Origin of the sequence: Pseudovibrio axinellae (assembly GCF_900110875.1) — a bacterium.
Classification (GTDB): domain Bacteria; phylum Pseudomonadota; class Alphaproteobacteria; order Rhizobiales; family Stappiaceae; genus Pseudovibrio; species Pseudovibrio axinellae.
This window is the reverse complement of record NZ_FOFM01000004.1, coordinates 89,988-104,349: the sequence shown is the minus strand read 5'-3', so window position 1 is coordinate 104,349 and position 14,362 is coordinate 89,988. Positions and strand designations below refer to the sequence as shown.

The 14,362-nt window shown below is 47.6% G+C and carries 14 protein-coding genes; 3 read left to right on the top strand and 11 right to left on the bottom strand.

All coding sequences use genetic code 11. From position 1 onward, the window contains the following. Positions 1-569: 569 nt before the first annotated feature. The 4 genes from phnE (BMZ51_RS10835) to phnC form a co-directional block, all read right to left on the bottom strand. Entirely contained in the window at positions 570-1,934 is a 1,365-nt protein-coding gene (gene phnE / locus BMZ51_RS10835) for a phosphonate ABC transporter, permease protein PhnE (protein ID WP_068008535.1), read from the bottom strand. 11 nt (positions 1,935-1,945) lie between these two features. Next, on the bottom strand, positions 1,946-2,821 hold the full coding sequence (phnE, locus tag BMZ51_RS10830) for a phosphonate ABC transporter, permease protein PhnE (RefSeq protein WP_074882066.1): 876 nt from the start codon (positions 2,819-2,821) through the stop codon (positions 1,946-1,948). Positions 2,822-2,918: 97 nt separating this feature from the next. Continuing rightward, positions 2,919-3,845, bottom strand: a complete 927-nt coding sequence (phnD, locus tag BMZ51_RS10825) for a phosphonate ABC transporter substrate-binding protein (protein ID WP_082825676.1) — start codon at positions 3,843-3,845, stop codon at positions 2,919-2,921. Between the two features lie 36 nt (positions 3,846-3,881). Then, a complete protein-coding gene (phnC, locus tag BMZ51_RS10820; protein WP_068008486.1) occupies positions 3,882-4,727 on the bottom strand; it encodes a phosphonate ABC transporter ATP-binding protein in 846 nt (281 codons plus the stop codon). A gap of 1,018 nt (positions 4,728-5,745) precedes the next feature. Between phnC and BMZ51_RS10815 the strand changes: the two genes are divergently transcribed. Continuing rightward, positions 5,746-6,384, top strand: a complete 639-nt coding sequence (locus BMZ51_RS10815) for an outer membrane protein (RefSeq protein ID WP_068008488.1) — start codon at positions 5,746-5,748, stop codon at positions 6,382-6,384. Between the two features lie 18 nt (positions 6,385-6,402). Here the strand turns inward: BMZ51_RS10815 and BMZ51_RS24300 are convergent, their stop codons facing one another. Beyond that, positions 6,403-6,642, bottom strand: coding sequence for a VOC family protein (locus tag BMZ51_RS24300; protein ID WP_208979427.1), 240 nt, complete (start codon positions 6,640-6,642; stop codon positions 6,403-6,405). 1,013 nt (positions 6,643-7,655) lie between these two features. Between BMZ51_RS24300 and BMZ51_RS10805 the strand changes: the two genes are divergently transcribed. Then, the gene (locus tag BMZ51_RS10805) at positions 7,656-7,934 is read left to right on the top strand and encodes a hypothetical protein (protein WP_068008491.1); all 279 of its coding nucleotides are present in this window, start codon (positions 7,656-7,658) and stop codon (positions 7,932-7,934) included. Positions 7,935-8,556: 622 nt separating this feature from the next. On the opposite strand, the gene BMZ51_RS10800 is transcribed toward BMZ51_RS10805, so the two are convergent. Beyond that, positions 8,557-9,522 carry a hypothetical protein gene (locus tag BMZ51_RS10800; RefSeq protein WP_068011114.1) on the bottom strand — a complete coding sequence of 322 codons (966 nt, stop codon included), beginning with the start codon at positions 9,520-9,522 and terminating at the stop codon, positions 8,557-8,559. A 99-nt stretch (positions 9,523-9,621) separates the two neighbouring features. Between BMZ51_RS10800 and BMZ51_RS10795 the strand changes: the two genes are divergently transcribed. Continuing rightward, positions 9,622-9,981 (top strand): hypothetical protein, encoded by a 360-nt coding sequence (locus BMZ51_RS10795; RefSeq protein ID WP_139201381.1) that lies wholly within the window; start codon positions 9,622-9,624, stop codon positions 9,979-9,981. A gap of 129 nt (positions 9,982-10,110) precedes the next feature. Here BMZ51_RS10795 and BMZ51_RS10790 read toward each other — a convergent pair whose 3' ends face one another. The 5 genes from BMZ51_RS10790 to BMZ51_RS10770 form a co-directional block, all read right to left on the bottom strand. Then, on the bottom strand, positions 10,111-10,377 hold the full coding sequence (locus BMZ51_RS10790; RefSeq protein ID WP_068011116.1) for a hypothetical protein: 267 nt from the start codon (positions 10,375-10,377) through the stop codon (positions 10,111-10,113). A gap of 102 nt (positions 10,378-10,479) precedes the next feature. Further along, the gene (locus tag BMZ51_RS10785) at positions 10,480-10,770 is read right to left on the bottom strand and encodes a hypothetical protein (protein ID WP_068011117.1); all 291 of its coding nucleotides are present in this window, start codon (positions 10,768-10,770) and stop codon (positions 10,480-10,482) included. A 1-nt stretch (position 10,771) separates the two neighbouring features. Then, positions 10,772-11,548 (bottom strand): glycoside hydrolase family 108 protein, encoded by a 777-nt coding sequence (locus BMZ51_RS10780; RefSeq protein WP_068011119.1) that lies wholly within the window; start codon positions 11,546-11,548, stop codon positions 10,772-10,774. 80 nt (positions 11,549-11,628) lie between these two features. Next, positions 11,629-13,215, bottom strand: coding sequence for a GSCFA domain-containing protein (locus BMZ51_RS10775; RefSeq protein ID WP_175485018.1), 1,587 nt, complete (start codon positions 13,213-13,215; stop codon positions 11,629-11,631). Positions 13,216-13,400: 185 nt separating this feature from the next. Next, entirely contained in the window at positions 13,401-14,192 is a 792-nt protein-coding gene (locus BMZ51_RS10770) for a hypothetical protein (RefSeq protein ID WP_068011123.1), read from the bottom strand. Positions 14,193-14,362 lie beyond the last annotated feature (170 nt).

Below are 14,362 nucleotides of genomic sequence, written 5' to 3'. Positions count from 1 at the left end.
AAAGCCATTCAAAACAGGACTAAACAACTGATATTGTTACTTAATTGCAAGCCATTTCTGAGTCAGAAACACCTCGTTGAGGTCGGTATAGGTGACACTGCATTCGCAACGTCCAATGTGAAGGCTCTGGGGATTAAAACCGCGTCGAAAAATTAATATGCAAACACACAATAGAATTAGGCAAGCAAGGCTTCATAGCCTCTTCATCAAACAGTAAAAATCCATTCAAATTGATCAAACACACGCATGAAGGAGCCTGATTGCCTAGCACAGGTTGCATATATTGGGATGTGAATGCGTGAATTTGGATAATGCAATGCGCAGCAAGACGATGAAAGGAGCAAGCCGACCGTCTCTATATATGCATGCCAGTCCGAAACAAACGACTTGGCAGTATTCACAAATAGCCAGCGACCAGAGGAATCCCCTCATGTCATTTCTAGTCATGAATGGCAGCTTATGAAAATAGCCTCCTTATTCACATAGGATCAGAGCAAAAGTCAGATTTCACGCAAAAAAGGGCGGACGATATAACGCCCACCCTTTTTAAGCATTTCCTTTGAATAGACTTACGCTTGCCCTTCAATCAGCTTCCGCCTTAGCCAGCTTGATAATTGATCCATCACCATAACGACGATGATAATCAAGGCAATAAGGTAGAGTGTATTCTCCCAGTCCTGCCTCGTGCGCATGGTTTCAATCAGCTTTAAGCCAATCCCCCCTGCCCCCAGGGCTCCAATCACCGTTGCGCTACGTGTATTGCTCTCAAGGTAATACAGCATTTGAGAGATAAAGAGCGGAAGGATCTGCGGGAAGAGACCAAATCGATATTTTTGAACCGCAGAGGCGCCTGTTGCCTGCACACCTTCAGCTTGTTTCTTATCAGCATTCTCAATTGCCTCAGAAAACAGCTTTCCGAACGTACCTGTGTCGGTGAAGAATATCGCAAAAATACCAGAGAGCGGACCAAGGCCAAAGGCGCGGATAAAGATAAGCGACCAGATGAGCATATCGACGCCGCGAAGGAAGTCAAAGAAGCGCCGCAACCCTGTTCTGGCCACAGCAAGTGGATTGACATTAGCAGCAGCCGCAAATGCAAGTGGCAGAGCCAGAATGCCAGCAATCAAAGTACCCACCACAGCCATAATCAATGTCTGAAAAAGCGCAAAGTAAACCTCACCATGCTGCCACTCGCTGTTCGTCCAAAACTCAGAAAGAATGAAACGAACATTGGAGATGTCAGGATCAAGCCTTTCGCTAGAAAATGCGATCTTCAGCAGCTCACGAGCACTCACGCCATTTAACTCACTGTCAAAATCAAACCAGAAATTCTCCCAGCCAGCGAAATAACGTTGCGCCTCAACTTTACTCTTCGTGATCCAGATCCTCGTGAACAACGATGGGCGGGCGTTGACTTGCGTCTTTGAAACCTTCAGCCAGGCTGGGGGTGCACCTGCAATAAACTCAGGTGCGCCTTCGCCAACTTTGAAGATAAACGCCTGCTCAAATTCAGGGTGTCGGTATGTCACCGTATCGCCGTTGAATTGAAGTATACCATCGCTGCCCAAGGAGATTAAACTGTGAGCTCCGTTCCCTTCAATCCAGGCGGGGTGCTCCTTATAGATCGCTCGTTTACTTCCCTCCAAGCTAACGACAAACCCCTGGTCAGGCTTTTTAAACTGATAGGTTGCATGAATCTTGTGCGCATAGGCATCCAACGCAAACAGTTGCGCCATATCCCCGCGCGCTCTTTCAACTACCCCGGAAACATCAAAGGCGAAATAGCAGACGCCCAGATAAAGAGCGGTCACCAAGCAAAGCAAAGGTCCCAGCAACCTCTTTTTCCAACTCAGATCTATAACGCCAGGATACTGGAAACCAAGCCGTTCACTCTCACCTTGCACCCATGTTTCTTCATAGTGACTATCTGTCATGGTACGCCCCATTAAACCTGTCCACTTTGCCCAATGAGTTTGTGACGCAACACACCACTCAGGTAGTCGATTAAGGCGATCGAAACGACAAGCATGAAGATAATGACCAGAATGTCGGCACCATAATTCCAATCAACCACCATCTTAAGCTCCGCCCCCAGGCCACCAGCCCCAACAAACCCCAAAATAGCTGAAGCCCTCACATTCACCTCCAACCTAAGCAGCGCATAAGATAGAAAGTTAGGAAGAACCTGCGGAAGGATGCCAAACCGAATTTGTTCAAACCAATTCCCCCCCATACTGCGAATGCCCTCAACGGCCTTCAGATCGCAGTTCTCATTCACCTCTGAAAATTGCTTGGCCAGCGCTCCGATTGTATGCGTTGTCACTGCAATCACGGCCGCGACAGGGCTAGGACCAAAAATCAACACAAGAAGAAGGGCTATTACGATTTCAGGAAAAGCCCTGAACACATCCATAACCCGGCGCATCAACGCAACAACCAAGCGATTACTCACCAGGGTCCGACTAGCGACAAAACTAAGTGCGCCCCCCAAAAAGAAAGCCAGCAAAGTTGAAACGAGCGCAATATTCAATGTCTCGAAAAGATAAGGAAGGTATTGCAGAGTAAGCCTGAAGAGCCCCATGCCCCCCTTTTCATAGGCCCCTAAGAAAAGTTCTGCCGGGTAATCAAAGAATTTACCCAGGCCGGTCCAGAACCCACCTGAGTTCGCCTGATCCGCAATGTACAAACCACCTGAGATACTTAAAGCACATAGAGCTATAAGAAGAAGAGTATAAAGCGTTCGATTGCGAGCAACGCGCTCATAAGACTGAGAGATCTCAGCCAGTCGCGATGCATCAGCAAGCGCTGGATAAGAGGCCAATTCAACACACTCCAAAAACGAAAAAGCAATAGGCCGGGCAGCATCTTGCACCACAAAGGGCGCAGATAATCCGCGCCCTCACCAAACCTCAGCTAAACTAGTTATTTTTTTTCGCTTCAATCTTGCGGCGACGGGCCTCAACAATGGTCTTATAAAAATCGTGGTTTACGTCCACATAGTCCGCGTAGGTTCCACCTTGCGCAGAATAGAAGCACTCGGTGTTGTCTTTAACCATGGCCTTCAAAGAGGCAACAACCTTCCCCTTCACATCAGCCGGCAGAGTTTTTGCTAATACAATCGGACCATTAGGGATCAGTGGCGACTGCCAGACCTGAACCAGCTCAGACATGTCAACCATGCCTTTATCGACCATCTTACGAAGGTTGCCAGAGGTATACCCCTCTTCCCATTCCCCGACACCAGAGGCCCAGGTCACACCGCCATCAACATCGCCATTTAAGACAGCCAGAACATTTTGTTCATGACCACCAGAAAACTGCGTGGAAGCAAAGTACTCATCCAGCTTCAGGCCCATTTCATCAAAAGCAACAGAAGGGATCAGATAGCCCGAGGTGGAGTTAGGGTCAGCAAACCCCAAGCGTTTACCCTGCATGTCTCCCAGAGTTTCGATGCCAGAATCGAAACGTGCGACCATCACAGAGTGATAACCAGTTGCACCGTCGGTCTGCTTGGTAGTCAGCACGGGCTCAACAGCATCTGGCGCTGAAAGGTAAACCGCAGCATAGCCGGAAGCGCCAAGCTCTGCGTAGTCCAGGTTGCCACCTTTAAGTCCTTCAATCGTGCCAGCATAGTCGGCAGCTGGAAACAACTTGACCGGAACCCCAAGAAGCTTCTCAAAGCGCTCAATAAGACACTCGTTGGAACGAAGGCGATCCGCTTCATTTTCACCACCAAGAATACCAATACGGAATTCGGTGATCTTTTCTTCTGCTTTTGCCGCAGGCGCAGCAAGAACGGTTGTGCTAACAGCAACAGCTGCAGCGACTTTCATGACGATTTTCATCGGGCACTCCAAATATTTATGAAAATAAAAAAGCTGCTATTCAGCAGCAGAGATAACGGGTGACGAAGCACCCTTCGCCAGCTCCATGACAGCGATCTTTGCACCTTCGCCGCCAAGAGAAGTTGAAGTCATTCCCTCCTCAAAACTCTCATCTGCACCATAGATCTCGCGTGCAACAGAGGCGGAGAGTTCTTCCGGCTGCCCATCGAATATGATGTCACCATCACGCATCCCAATCACACGGTCACAATAGCTGCGCGCAGTATCAAGTGTATGGAGGTTACAAATAACGGTCAGGCCGTCCTGCGTGTTGATTGACTTCAAGGCATTCATCACCACCTGTGCATTCATCGGATCAAGAGAAGCGATCGGCTCATCTGCAAGAAGGACTTTTGGCCCCTGCATCAACGCACGTGCAATAGCAACACGTTGCTGTTGACCTCCAGAAAGGTTTTCGGCCCGCTTTAGCGCCGTTTCAGCAAGCCCCAGCCTTTCAAGCTTTAACAAGGCCTGCACACGCTCTTCACGTGTGAACAGCTTAAGCATGCTAGAGACAAACCCATGCTCATGAAGACGACCCAGCATAACGTTTGTCAGCACATCAAGGCGCGGCACAAGATTGAACTGCTGGAAAATCATCGCGCAATCTCGTTGCCAATGACGTTTCTGCTGGCCTTGCATGGCAAGAACATCCACACCATCAACTAAAATACGCCCGCTAGTTGCTGGGGTAAGCCTATTGATCATGCGCAGCAGCGTCGACTTACCAGCACCTGAGCGCCCGATAATACCGATCATCTGAGGCTTTTCGATAGTAAAGCTCGCTCCGGTGACGGCAACATGCGCCCCAAATTCTTTTCTAACGCTCTCAAACTGGATCAAGAGATCAACCCCGTACCTGTGAAATTTGAGGCACTAGGCACATGAGATTGTTACAATGAAATGACACTCGGCCAATCCATCAGCACGTCAAAAAACTGACATCAACCTACACGACAGCATTGCTCGCAAAACAAGCTTTTCATTACGTTTATATGACAGGTGGGAAAAGAACTCTCCGAAGGCTCACATCCGGAAGTTCATCACATTTTTGAAGAATCTCAAATCAAAACGACAGCGCAAAACACACCCACACGCCTACAAGGAAAAACACCGAGGCAAAGACATCATCCAACAGACCCATAGGGCCAACCCGAGCTGGGGCCTGTCTCAAAAATTGTAAAGGGAAGATGGCGGACACGGAGGGATTCTAGCGGAGCTTTAGAAAGAACCTCAAAAAATTCAATTTAGTGATATTTATCAATCTACTAGATCGTCATTACCAACCTCAACAAAAGGTTTGAAAATCACAAATGTTATGTAGTTTGTTATGTAGTCATGCGCTCTGCATAACATGCCAACATAGCCTCGCCTAATCTACAGCTTTGTGTACAGATGGTAGGTTCGTCGGAACCACAAGACCAGCTAAAATTGCGCCATACCAGCCACCGTCTTTCTGCCGCCTCATATCACCATGCGCGCGCTGATGCGTTCCGCTTGTGGAGCGACTACACGGCAGAATTGTGCGCAAAAAGAACCTTTTAGCACCTTCTTAAATTTAGATCAAAATAACCTGACAAAGCCCATCAGACCCCTATCTGGCTGATACCCTTATGAGGGTCGCTCAAGGCCATAAGCAGAGCCAGAGCAACGCCCCCCTGCCCTTTCTTGTCTATTGGGCCTTGTTCAAAGCACTGAGCTGGAACCGCGCCCGATGGGCAGGTGTGTTGCAATTAAGCAACGTTGCATTATGAGTTTTTACAATCACAAATGCGTAATACAATTATTTGTATTTATCTTTATAACCTCCGTAATTAGATCGATTATCTTTCGATTTAATTTTTAATATGAGTAGGTAAAAATGAACAAGATACTAGTTGCTGCTGCAGCAATTTCTATGGTTTCTGTAACTTCTGTTTCAGCAGCCGGCATTCTGGCTCCAACAGAAGGTTGGTATGCAGAAGCATCTGCGGGTGTCAGCTTGGGTGAGCTTGAAGCCAAAGCTTTCGATGATAGTATTTCCGATGATGAAACAAGTTTTATCGGCCGTATCGGCTTCGGTAAATCTTTAAACGAGAATGTGCGTATTGGCCTTGAAGGGGCGTACTCTCCTGCCTACTCAGAATCTTATGACGATGGCATCAATTCTGCTAAATTTGACATCGACGTTTGGTCCGTGATGGCAGTTGCATATTATGACTTCCATAATGAAACCAGGTTCACCCCATTTGTGGGCGCTGGTGCGGGTGTTGGTGTCATAGATTTCGATTTAAGCGGCGATTTTAGCAGTGTTGATCCTTTGCTTGTCGGCTCTGAGTCCGAAACAACTACTCATGCTGCACTGAAACTTGCTGCTGGCGTTGCTTTCGAAGTTAGTAAAAACATGGAGATCGTTGCGGACTACAACTTCAATTATTTTCATGATGCTGAGTTGATTGATCCTATCGATATTAGCGCCACACAAAATACATTTAACCTAGGCTTGCGCTACTCGTTTTAAGCGGTAGGTACCTTCAGGTTAACGCTGGTAGGTCTTCGGAATGCAGTGTTCCGGGGACCTTTTTCTTGAGCGGCCTTCAGCTCGTTGGCCCAGTTCCCTCGAAGCTGCAAAAGTGGCAGACTGCGGTTGTTCGGGCAGCGCGTAGCTTAGGCCTTCAGGACTCTCTTCCAGCCCGTAATTAAGGGCTGGCAGGAACGCAGAGTAAAACCGTTTCGCGCGAACGATGTCATCAGCACCGACGGTGACATAGGAAATCATGTTGTGCGTTCCTTACGGACGTTTGATTATGTCAGCAGTAGCCACGCTGTAACATGCCAGGAATGAACAGAAATTCGGGCCAGGAACGGTCACTGGAGCACTTCAAACTAAGGTTGAGACCGGTATTTCTGGACGTTTCTACAGTAGCCCATGTGAGCGATCTGGAATTACCCAACGTGACCATTGCCGCCGTTCGCTGGTTACGGAGCAGCCTCAGCCAGAGGCAGATGCAAACCTAGGGTTGACCTTAATCAGCTTGTAATCAGGGCCAATTGCTGCCGTTCGGGCTATTCCATCAAGGGTTGAACTAATATTCTTGAAAGATGCCAAGGATGCTTTCAAGAGTTTGCTTTATTTGCTGCTCCAGCCCCCATAGCCGACCTTCATTGGTGCGCTGGTTTTCGCAAGTGCAGCAAATTTGCTGTGATCAAAAGCTGTCGTTCGCTGCGTTGCGAGAACCGGAATATATTTGGCTGTTTCAAGATGTATCGGCCACACAGTGGACTTTCGAGTGGTTTTATCATGAGTCGATGCTGTTCAGGTATCAGCTAGGTAGGAGAATTTTCGAATGAATGCTAGTTGCAAATCGCGTTGCTCAGTCAGGTCTTCCCCATAGGTTCTAATATACTCTTCTATGGCCTCTTGAGGCTTATTTCGCCAAACACGTTTCTTTTGCGGATCAACTGCAATGTCACCGGAAGCCCATATAAACGCCTGATGACTAATATATCACCTTAGAGGGCAGTATTTTGATTGAGGTACCCTCGGATTTCCACCGTAAGTTATAATCGAAGAGCCCCGCAAGTTTTGATTTGTTTTGTAAATACCAAATATCACTAAAAGCTGATTTGACTTGTAAATTCTGAAATATGGCGGTTCGGCGATATGCAAAACATACTGTCATTTCTACTGTCTGTATTCTTTCTTATTTTGTCAAATATGGGCATATGCCTCACTTGGCAATCCGACCAACCCTCAGCTCAGTTGAAGGACATACCAATGAGAACTGAAATATGCGCAAAATCAAGCCTATAGGAACAATTGAAGCCATTTTTGTCTGGGGCTTTTTTATCGTTTCTATCTTACTATATTTTGCTCTTGGCGGTGTCGTTGTGGCAGAGAAATATGAGTATGGTAAATATCTTATATCCCTTAGAAAAAACCCTTCCGCCTGGGTCGAAACAAATGCCTTTCTTTACTACGCCAATTTAGCTAAGCCATGGATTTTTTTGTCTGTGATAGCTGGCGTATTCTTATCACTAATCATAAAAAATAAAATTTGGACTAATTAAAATGGATTGGACGCAACTAGTATCAACAACTGGGGTTCAACTTTCTATCAATACTCCTTCATTTTCATTGGCAGGAGGAGGAGTTCAAAAAGTAGGCGTCAACGTAGCATTGGGCACCTGTGCCAAGAAAATAGAGCGTTACTGCTGAACGCAGGTCCGTTTAAAGCAGTTTACTAACGTAGCACGTAGCTTTGTGACCTTTGCTGCCGTTCGCGCAGATAGCTGACAGCTCGACTAGCACGCGGTTACAACCTCAAGTCGATCTCCTAGAACATACTGTTGATTCAAAAATCATCGGTTTGTTGAGACCAGAACAAACGCCTATGCGGACTTTTCAGACATTTGCTGCAACGCAACGGTCGCGTCGCCATTTATGGTTTTTCTGGTAAACTGGTCAGCAAAGAGCCATTCCCTGCAGGTGTGAGATCTGTAGTGTGGCTGCCAAAAGCAGACATCCAAAGAACCTTAAAACACATCGAGGTCGCGGCGGAACGGTAGGGCGGAAAGCTGTAATCTCCCGCAGATGAGATATCTCTGCCCCCACCAGTCAAAGCGGATGATCTACGCCGATTGGAAAAAGATCAGGATGCGGAAGAGCCAAAACGCATCGTTCAGTCATCAATTAGCTTTCAATACTGGTTTTCGATTCCGATGATTTTGAAGCTTCTGCCAATGAGGCATCGTATTCAAGCTCGTGAATTCTGTTACCTATTGCTGCATAGGCAACAATACCGTCGTCCCATGGTACAGAAGTTGGAGTCATTTGATCTGATGTTCGGTCATTAAACAAACAGGCAAATTCTTCATCGTCTATCTCGTCATCCGATTGCTTGTAATCGAATGCGCACCAAATTGGCTCGATCATTTCAAATGCGTGATAAGGAGATACATAGAATGATTGAGATAAGTAGTATTCTCTCATAAAGGGATCTGTTTCCTCTTCCTTTCTCAGAAAAAAGGCACCCTTGGTTCCGGGGATTGTTTTGTCAAATCGGAACCCAAATTGTTCTCTTATGATTGTCGATAGATACGCCAATGAGGATAGCGCATCACTTCTGAGGTTTTTTGCGGTATCGAGATTAAAATGGATTGATCTGTGCCGCAAAGCCGATAAGTTGCTAAACGCTTCAGTCACCTCGTCTGACTTCCAGATTCCCCATTCCTCAAATGTACTTATAGCTTTTTTCCAATCGTCAATTGACTTGCGTTTATGAGACTTTTTGTCAAATGTCGATACTGGGTAATGATCTCTTAGATCCAGAAGCAGATGATTGAGAATTCTTTCTCCGAGCGCACATGCAGCGGTGAGGGCTGGATAATAATGGCAGTGAATGAAGGCATACCTTGCCTGTAGGAACAAATCATTGTGGTGTGAAATTATCGAGAAAGGTAGCTGCCCAAGTTCTTTGAAATTCTCAAGTTTTTGCTCAAAGTTGTGTTCACCCAACTCAATTTGCAGTTGTTTGATTAACCTTTCTTTGTTCTGCATGTGCAGCTTAATTACCTCTTCTGTCCAAGTGTCTTTTGGTTCTTCCAAAGTAAGTGCACGCGTGTCGAAATGCGCAGGCTGAATGCGATATCTCTTCATTTTTTATGCTCGAGAATTTGTTGGCTTTTGTTTCTACAGTCAATCATTGCGACAAGTGAGTTGATGTTGCAACCCTCATTGTATTCAACAGCAGCTGAGATGAGCGGATTTTCTACCCGTGAGCAATTTAGCAATGTTCATGAGACAACGGTAAAGCGCGCAAGGATGATTGCTTTTGAAAGAAAACCGAAGTCTGCTTTGGGGCGCAGCGTCGGGCGTCTTTCTGGATGGCCGCAATGGGTCGACATTGCTGGTCGCCGTGTGTTGCGTCTGCGAATACTAATTCATTTTGAGGGTCTCGATTGGGCTCAGTACGTTCAGTGGCTGCCAGGGTATCGAGTTGAGAAGAGTTTACCCACAAAGCCCTGCTGCATCGCGGACCTGATGTTACCTCAACTCATGATGGAAACGCTCGAATGGCAGTTCTTGACCCACTGCGTTAACAAGGGCGGTTATTAATTCGAGAGTTTGCAGAGCAGCGAACACCAGCACTTATCCGGCTCTGCCTAAAACCTATAGTCTGCCCCGGCAGGCAACGGGCTAACAGTTACAATTAAGTGGGTCACAGATAGGTCGCGACCAAGCCGTTCAATTAATCTCAGCGATCCGGTCAATCTTCCCGTCGATTTTTTCCAGCTGCCAATAAATGCTATCCACGCGAGTCTCAACACGCGTCACGCGCTCAACCATCACACTGGAGTCTGCAAGGTCACGCTCAAGTGCGGTCACGCGCTCATTCACACTCGCCGCCCACCACACAAACCCGACAAACTGAAGCATCACAGTGATGATCAACGCAGCGGGCACACGCCGGTCAAGTTGCCACCCGTTGACTGTTTGCTCTTGCCCATCCATCACCAGCACTCCCGCCTGTGTCCGTTCCGGTCGTTGGCTGCAACGCGATCAGCCCCGGTGCGGTCTGCCTTCACCAAGGCAACAAACCCCGCAGCGCTTAGATTATTTTTCGTGAACCCCGCGCAACTGGTCGCATTCAGTGTTTTGCATCCCGGAATTGCGAAGATACTCAAGACACAAGCGGTAATCTTCAAGGCCCTGCAAATAAGCATCATCCTGCTTCCTTTCCCGTTCCGCTTCGAGCGTTTCCTGCAAAGTCGCTTGCGCGGCATCTTCAAACGCCCCCTGCCTGATCTGGTGATAGGCAAAGGCGGCAAACACCAACCAAAGCACAGCGGCCGCAATCACCCGCCCTGCTTTCGTTCCAATCAAGAATGAAAGTGCCGCCGCCATATCAGGCCATCCGTGCGTTATTGATCAGCAGATAACCAGCGATGCCGACAGTGATCACCAAAGCAGCTGCAAAACCCCACTGCACCGGCCCGGACCCTGCCAAAATCCCGGAGAAACCAGAAGCTGCCATCGCTCCCTTGGTGATGCCCTCAGGGCTAAGCCATGCGCTAAGTGCGCTGGTTTCTTCCTCAACAGCCTTTGCACCCTCTTCATTTTCATGCGCCTGCAAAACAGGCATAGGAGGGCGTTTTATGGTCTTATTGTTGGCAAGCTCCAGGGATCTTTCCTGCACATGGTGCACCCGCCGCGACCAGCCGTTTTTGTTAAACTTCCAGTTCTTCAGCCGCTTCATGAACGTCAACCGGGCAGCGCTGAGAAGATTAATCAAAGAGGTTACAGCGTGTGCCTTGATAGCCTCCAGAGTCACAATGCCGATTGCACCGTCTGCCTTGACCTTAAGGATTTTCTGCAAGGTTTTCACCGCCCGCGCTGGACCCGAATTGACAGCAAAATCAAACACCGCATAATCCAATCCACGCGGCAACTCATCGCCCTTCACCCCGTCCCAGTATTGCGCACGGTAGATTTCCAGCGCCTCCTCACGGCTTAAACGCTTGACCTCCTCCACGCTCACAGGGCGACCGCGCCACGCTTTCAAAGTCGCCTGGGTAATGCCTAGATTCGTAGCACCGCCCGGATCAGCCTTGCGGGGCCGGTTCGCAAACCCGCCCTCACTTCCAAGCAGGTCCATAACAATCAACTGGAATGTATCTTTCATTGCTCGCTCCATGAAAAAACCCGCCAGACGGCGGGTTGGTTTCTATTAAGATGTGGGCAGGTATTTTGTGACGCTTGCTCTTAACCGCGCTCGTGGTGAGGTGCCCACCAAGCCTTCATACGATCAAATAAAACAGATCCAAGCTTCTGCGAGTGCGCTTTAGAGTTAAGTTCCGGCGATGATGCTTCACGTTCCAGCGTTCCAAAGACTTCATCCTCTTTGGGCTTCTCAGTCTCTTTAAGCCTCTCAGCCTCTTTAAGCTTCTCAATCTCTTTAAGCTTCTGAATGGCAACTAATGCGTATTTATCATCAGGATCAAACTCAAGTGCCCTCGCATATAGATCAATCGCCACCTTTGTGTCGTATCCAGCGAAAATGCGTGCGCCTCGACGGAAGATAAGACCAGTTGCAGAGGGCGCGAGATGCCGCCATGTGTCAATTCTTCCGTGGGCCTCTTCGAACTTACCCTGATCGACGCTTAGTGAAATAGCCTCTTCCCAGAGCTGGTGGTTTCGTGATCGGTTATCAAGATTTGTGGCGACAAGTGCTTCTGCTTCTTCAAAACGCTCAAGCAGCTTGAGAGCCCGAACTTTTAGAACGATTGTACTAGCATCAACCAACATTGCCTCAAGAACGGAAAGAGCTTCCTCAAAACGCTTATACTTGATCAGCAAGTGTGCATATTCAGTTGAAAGTTCTGAGTCCGCTTTGATCATATCAGCATAACGCAGACTCAGCCAATCTAACTCTTGCTCACTTGGGCCACCGCGTAGACTTTCGATCAACGTGTCACGGCTATGCTCACCCCCCGATCGATATGTATAAGCGCCTACCATTCGAGAAACTTGCTCAGATACCAGTGCATCAGTTACATGCACTTGATCATCCTGCCACGCGAGTTTGCGGTCAGAAAGCGTAATTGCCTCGTAGCTCGGATAGTAGAATACGTTATCATATGCGTAGACAAGCTCTTCAGCAGCTGCTCGAAGAGACGATTTTGAGTAGGTATTTGCCACCGAGACATCTAAATCCCGGAAAGTCTGGTTCAAAGGGACAGGTGATATTGAGATTAAAATATTGGCACCAACCACGGAGTTCTGATTGATTAAATCAACAGTTCTCGTCAGATATCCAAGCAGCTCTCCAGCTGTTAAAATATGCAACTCAAATCTGTCTGGAGCCTGACGCATTACCCCTGGAAGGGGAATTACATTTAAATAGTTCCCGGCCACCTGATCGAACCAAACTTCGGAAAGTCCAAGAGTAATAATCACAGTGCGGGACTCGCGAACCGATCTATATAACTCTGTGATGGCTTCCCTCCTGCTGGTGACTTCTTCGAGAGCAGCAGGCCGAACCTCGTTCATCACATGCAAATCAACGTACCTATCATCTTTTACTTGACAGATACCCGTATCAGGATCGAACGGCTTGTCTGAATCTAATGCCCAACAGAACTCATTAAAGATCGAAGGAGCACCGTAATTATTTAGAGAGGCCATTGTAACGTTATCGAACTCAGGCCGCCGCAAAAGCTCTCGCACTGGGAGCCGAAAACCTTCTGCTACTAGATTTGCCTCAACGTTTCTGGCAAAACATGAGCCTACGGTAAAAATTGTTGAGCCCGGCTCTATCTTAAAGCCTGCCTCAATCTTTGGCCTTGCCACAGGTTCAAACCTGTTTGTCTTTCCCCGATTTGGCCAGTTCGAGTACAGGTTTTGCTTGCGAATTTTTATCGCGTCTTGGCTCGAAAGAACTTGTAAAGGCACGAGAACACCCACCCATTTTGCACCAGTTAACGTAACGTTATTTTTGCAAGAGCATGACTGTCAACCCGCGTTTGTTAGCGATGTTATGTAGCTTGTTTTATCCGAAAGTTCTTGAGATAGATCTCTTTGCCATCTACCGCGCTTGACGAGCCGATGATATACGGACTGTATATAGTAGCAGCACTACATGCATTCTCGATTTCCGCGACCAAGACTCGGTCGATATAAAAAAATGCATCACCTGTCTCGCTGAACATAATAAAATACCTTCTGTAATCAAAAGGGCTCAAGTAAACGCCCGTGTTGACTGACTGAACTACTCCATTCTTTACCGCTACAGCGTAAATCACACCGCCCTCGGAATCAAAGTCACAAAGGAATCCACAAGCGTTTGAGCGGCTCGAAGAGACGATTCCATCAGCCACAGTAAACGGCCAGTCGAATTCCAGTGCTGTATTATTGATCCCGAAAAAAGACTGGACGTTTGTGCTATTTACCTTCACTTGACCTCTTACAAACAGGCTTTTTCTTTCAGGCGACCAATGAAGGCCATTGGTAAGCTGAGCACCATTTTTTTGAAGTGATCGATCAGGGTCACTACCAACCCGGATCGTAAACGCACCAGTTAAGTTAAACGCATTTGCGTCAGGATTACTGCCTTTTTCAATTCGCCACTTGAACTCATCGACCAAGCGCCCTGAGAACGCGTCTTCCAATTCAGTCCCTTCACCGCTGTGCGAAAAGTCTTCGATTAATGGGTGGCGCACAGGTGGGGTGGATGATGCATGAAACTTGAAGCGAGTCGCGAATGGTACATTTTTATAGGAGTTCTCATCTCTATCAACAATCTCAACGCCCGATGCCGCCGCTCCCACGTCTACAGCTGTCTCAAGATCCTCACACTCACAATCAATCAGTACATTGCTCGCATTTCGAATGCTAATTCCAGTCCCAACGGCTCGTCCATCCCAGCAGGTCCATAACAATCAGTTGAAACGTATCTTTCATTGCTCATTGCTCCATAAAAAAAGCCACCTTTCACAGG

What these genes read in the sequence shown, in the direction of transcription:
- phnE (WP_068008535.1), bottom strand. Translation starts at nt 1,934, where the DNA reads ATGACAGATAGTCACTATGAAGAAACATGGGTGCAAGGTGAGAGTGAA.
- phnD (WP_082825676.1), bottom strand. Translation starts at nt 3,845, where the DNA reads ATGAAAATCGTCATGAAAGTCGCTGCAGCTGTTGCTGTTAGCACAACC.
- BMZ51_RS10815 (WP_068008488.1), top strand. Translation starts at nt 5,746, where the DNA reads ATGAACAAGATACTAGTTGCTGCTGCAGCAATTTCTATGGTTTCTGTA.
- BMZ51_RS24300 (WP_208979427.1), bottom strand. Translation starts at nt 6,642, where the DNA reads ATGATTTCCTATGTCACCGTCGGTGCTGATGACATCGTTCGCGCGAAA.
- BMZ51_RS10805 (WP_068008491.1), top strand. Translation starts at nt 7,656, where the DNA reads ATGCGCAAAATCAAGCCTATAGGAACAATTGAAGCCATTTTTGTCTGG.
- BMZ51_RS10800 (WP_068011114.1), bottom strand. Translation starts at nt 9,522, where the DNA reads ATGAAGAGATATCGCATTCAGCCTGCGCATTTCGACACGCGTGCACTT.
- BMZ51_RS10795 (WP_139201381.1), top strand. Translation starts at nt 9,622, where the DNA reads ATGAGCGGATTTTCTACCCGTGAGCAATTTAGCAATGTTCATGAGACA.
- BMZ51_RS10790 (WP_068011116.1), bottom strand. Translation starts at nt 10,377, where the DNA reads ATGGATGGGCAAGAGCAAACAGTCAACGGGTGGCAACTTGACCGGCGT.
- BMZ51_RS10785 (WP_068011117.1), bottom strand. Translation starts at nt 10,770, where the DNA reads ATGGCGGCGGCACTTTCATTCTTGATTGGAACGAAAGCAGGGCGGGTG.
- BMZ51_RS10780 (WP_068011119.1), bottom strand. Translation starts at nt 11,548, where the DNA reads ATGAAAGATACATTCCAGTTGATTGTTATGGACCTGCTTGGAAGTGAG.